The organism is Streptomyces sp. WG5 (genome assembly GCF_049974565.1).
Taxonomy (GTDB): Bacteria; Actinomycetota; Actinomycetes; order Streptomycetales; family Streptomycetaceae; genus Streptomyces.
In genome coordinates this window covers 1-3,697 of sequence record NZ_JBNGGC010000090.1, presented here as the reverse complement: position 1 = coordinate 3,697, position 3,697 = coordinate 1, and the positions used below count along the sequence as shown (strand labels likewise).

General features: G+C 72.2%; 2 protein-coding genes. Both read right to left on the bottom strand.

Annotated elements, in window-relative coordinates:
• Positions 1 to 363: 363 nt before the first annotated feature.
• A complete protein-coding gene (locus ACP4IX_RS35925) occupies positions 364 to 912 on the bottom strand; it encodes a hypothetical protein (protein WP_426527002.1) in 549 nt (182 codons plus the stop codon).
• A gap of 126 nt (positions 913 to 1,038) precedes the next feature.
• Positions 1,039 to 2,922: an ALF repeat-containing protein gene (locus ACP4IX_RS35920; RefSeq protein ID WP_426558804.1), complete on the bottom strand. Its 1,884-nt coding sequence runs from the start codon at positions 2,920 to 2,922 to the stop codon at positions 1,039 to 1,041.
• Positions 2,923 to 3,697: the final 775 nt, after the last annotated feature.

Below are 3,697 nucleotides of genomic sequence, written 5' to 3'. Positions count from 1 at the left end.
AGCGATCGACGACGCGCCCGCGACGGTGCAGACGGCGAGCAGCCCGGCAACAAGCGGCTTACGAAGGCGGGTTTTCACCAGAGTTCCCTTCCGAGGTGATGCGTACCGGGACCGGTACGCATGACGCGCCAGGGCAGTGGCAACGACTGGTGGGGAAGCGGTCCGACGGGCGCCGCCGGCATGTCCACAGCGGCACGGACCCCTCACGTCGCCCTTTCCCGGCGCGCCGGATGCGCAAAGTATCACGTGGTCACAACTCGTCCACAGCGCCGCCACATTGAAAGCACGGGCGGTTCGGCCTTACGCAACGTCCGTCCGACGGCAGGGCGGTTGCCGACACGTGCGGCCGGACTCCGGCCCACCTCACATGAACTGGAAATACCGGTCCCACCAGGCCACGGGCAAGGCTTTTTCTTCTTCTTCTTCCTCCTCCTCGTCGCCGAACTCCGCCGCCCATGCCGCCAGGACCTCCTCGGGGATCTCCTCGTCCTCCAGGGAGCTCGGTCCGTCGTACGGCTCCAGCAGCAGTTCGACGGGCACGTAGACGCAGCCGAGTTCCGTGCACAGCTCGTCGAGCCAGGTCACGAACGCCTCACCCAGGCCCTCCTCGCAACCGGGGACGCCCCAGCCCCTGCCCGTGCCCGTGGTGACGAAGGGGCCGAAGTTGCTCATCAGCACCCACAGGGGCCGGTCGGTCTCCGTGGCCGGGGCGGGGACCGAGACGTATCCGAAGAAGCTGGCGTCCTGGGCCCCGCCCACCGTCACGGACGGCCCGAAGCGTTCCTCCAGGGCTTCGGCGAGCCGCGCGAAGCGCTGCCGGGCGGCCGGGACGTCGTAGTGCTCGGGGAGTTCCAGGTGCGCGGGGTCGTCCAGTTCACGCAGGAGTTCACGGATGCGGTCGGGGGAGAGCATGGTGCTGGTGTCCTCGTCGTCATGGGGTGAGGGCCGGTGGGCGGGCAGCCGTCCACCGGCCCTCGTCTGTCGCCCTCGTACGGTCACACGGCCGGGCCCGGGAAGCCCTGAGCCCGGCCATGTGCGTCACGCCGTCGGGCAGTCCTTCGTCGCCGACGGGTAGGCGCTGATGACCCGGGGCATTTGCTTCTTCTCCCGGGTGACGATGCACAGGAACTTCTCGCCCGCGTCACCGATGGGATCGTCGTACTCGATGGGGTGAACCTTGTTTCCTCTGTTGACGAACGAAACGCTGCTGTCGCGCCGGCTCCAGGCGTCATCGATCAGCGCGAGGAGCCTGTCCTGATCCTTCTCCTTGAAGACGGCGTGCAGCGGCTTGTCGGGGTTGGGTCTCGTGTGCTTCATGACGTGCTCGATGCGGTGTGTGCCGTCGTAGCCTCGCTGGTACACCAGGCCGGCCGGTGACTTGAACACTTCTCCGCTGATCTTGTCCCAGCCCACGGGGCAAGTGACCGAGCTCGCCGCCCGTACGGCGGACATGGTGCGGGCCAGCGACCGCCCGCACAGCTGGAAGAGGGGGTTCTTGCCGAACAGCTTGCGGAAGAAGTCGTCCGCCTTGGTGCCCCACTTGCCGAACTTGACGCCCGCGGCGCCCCATCCGGCGAACGGCACGGCGCCGGCGCACGACAGGCCCGCGTCGATCTTCTTGCCCTCGCCGAAGTACCAGGCGCAGTTGACGCCGTCGGCGGCTTCACCGAACCCCGGGATCAGACCCAGGACGTCGAGGGAGAAGTGGCCGCCCTCGGAGAGCACCTTCCCCCAGTCGACCTCTTCCAGCTCCTCCATGAGCTTGACGAACTCGGCGTCCTCGGCCCTGAGTTCACGCTCCTCCAGCTCGGCCGCGATGTCCGCGAAGTGCTGCCGGATCTCCTCCTGGAGCTTGCGGAAGGCCACCTCGCCGGCGGCGGTCGACGCCTTGCTCGCCGCGTCGGCGTCCTTGCCCGCGGCGATCGACGAGGCGTACGCGGCGTCGGCCGCGGCCCAGGCGTCACTCGCGGAGGCCTGCGCGGCGGCGGCGGACGACTGGGCCTGGGCGGCCGACACGTCGGCGTCGCGGGCGGCGTTGTGCGCGTCGGCTTCGGCGGCACGGGCCGTCCGGGCCGACGCGGCGGCCTCGGCCGCGGACTTCTCCGCGGCGTCCGCGTGCGCGTCCGCGTCCTTGGCGTACTCGTCGGCCTGGGCCGCCGAGTCCTTGGCCTGCTGGGCGTACTTGGCCGCCTCCTCCGCGGCCTTGACGGCGTCGGCCGCCACCTTGGCGGCGAGCGCGGCGTCCTTGTGTGCCGTGGCGGCGACACGGGCCGCCCCGGAGATCAGTCCCTGCATCCGGGACACGTGCGTCGCGGTGAGCTTGTCCTGCCGCGCCGCGCGGTACTGCTCGACCTGGATGAACCTGTGCAGCACCTCCGGCGGCCCGGCCAGTGCGACGTCGGCCGCCGCCTTGAGTTCGGGCCCGCCGACGCTGCGCAGCTGGACCGCGCGGACGCGCTCGTCGGTGGTACGGGCCGTGTAGTACCCGGTCTGGGTGAACTCCCGCAACGCGTCGGTGGTGCCGGACTCCAGCGCCGCCCGGCCCGCTTCCGTCACCGAGCGCCCGGCGTTGTTCATCAGCTGGGTGACCCGGATGCGGTAGTCATGGGCGGCCGCCTGGTGCTGACCGGTCTCGATGAACGTGCCGACCTGCGCGGTATCGCCCTTGAGCGCCTCCTTCGCGGCGGTACGGACCGCTTCGTACTCCGAGTCCCACGCCAGGTTGACCGTGCGGGCGTACTCGTCGCGCTGGACGGCCTGGGTCAGGCCGGTCCTGATGTACTCGATGACCTGCGCGTCCGAACCCGCCAGGGCGGCCTCGGCCGTGGTGACGCTCCACGGGCCGCGGGTCTTGGCGACGTGCAGCGCGACCTTGCGGGCCTTGACGGCGACGTCGCCGAGATCCGCGCCGGGAGCCGTCACCTCGGCCGTCAGGCGCTGTGCCTCCTCGTCCGCCGCCTTGGCCTCCGCGGCGTCCTTCTGCTCCTGAGCCGTGCGCTCGCTGTCCGCCGCTTTCAGCGCCTTGGCCTTCTCGACCTCCGTGTAACGGCGGTCGGCCAGCTCCGCGGCCTCGACCTCGCGGGCCACGGCATAGGTGGTCCTCGCCTGCGCCACGGCCGTGGTGGCGGTGTCGGCGGCCTTCTTGGCCTCGGCCGCGTGCTTGGCGGACTCGGTGGCGGCCTGGGCGGCGTCACCGGCGTGGTCGGCCGCCTCCTCGGCGGCCTTGCCCGCGTTCCGGGCGTGGACGGCCGCGGAGTTGGCGGAGTCCCGTGCCTCGCGAGCGGCCTTGGCGGCCTTGGCGGCCAGGGCGACGGCCCGGTTCGCGGCGCGGGTGGCCTCGGCCGCCTGTCGCCGTGCGTCGGCGGCGGCGTCCCGGGCCCGCTGGGCCTGGGCGCTGGAGACGTTGGCGTGTCCGCTGGCCGCCTGCGCGGCGGCTGCGGCGGCGTCGGCGTTGGCGCCCGCGCCGGCGGCGGCCTTGGCCGCGTTGCCGGCCTCGTCGGCCGCGGTCGCCGCGTGGTCGGCGGCCTTGGCCGCGGTCTCGGCGCCCTTGGCCGCGGCGTAGGCGCCCTCGGCGGCCTTGCGGGCGGCGCTCGCCTTGGTCGCGTCCGCCGCGCAGTGGGCCGAACTGGCCCGCAAGGAGGGCCACGAGGTCCGCTGGGAGGAGGCGAGGGGCGGCGCCGCGGCCCCCTTCCGCACG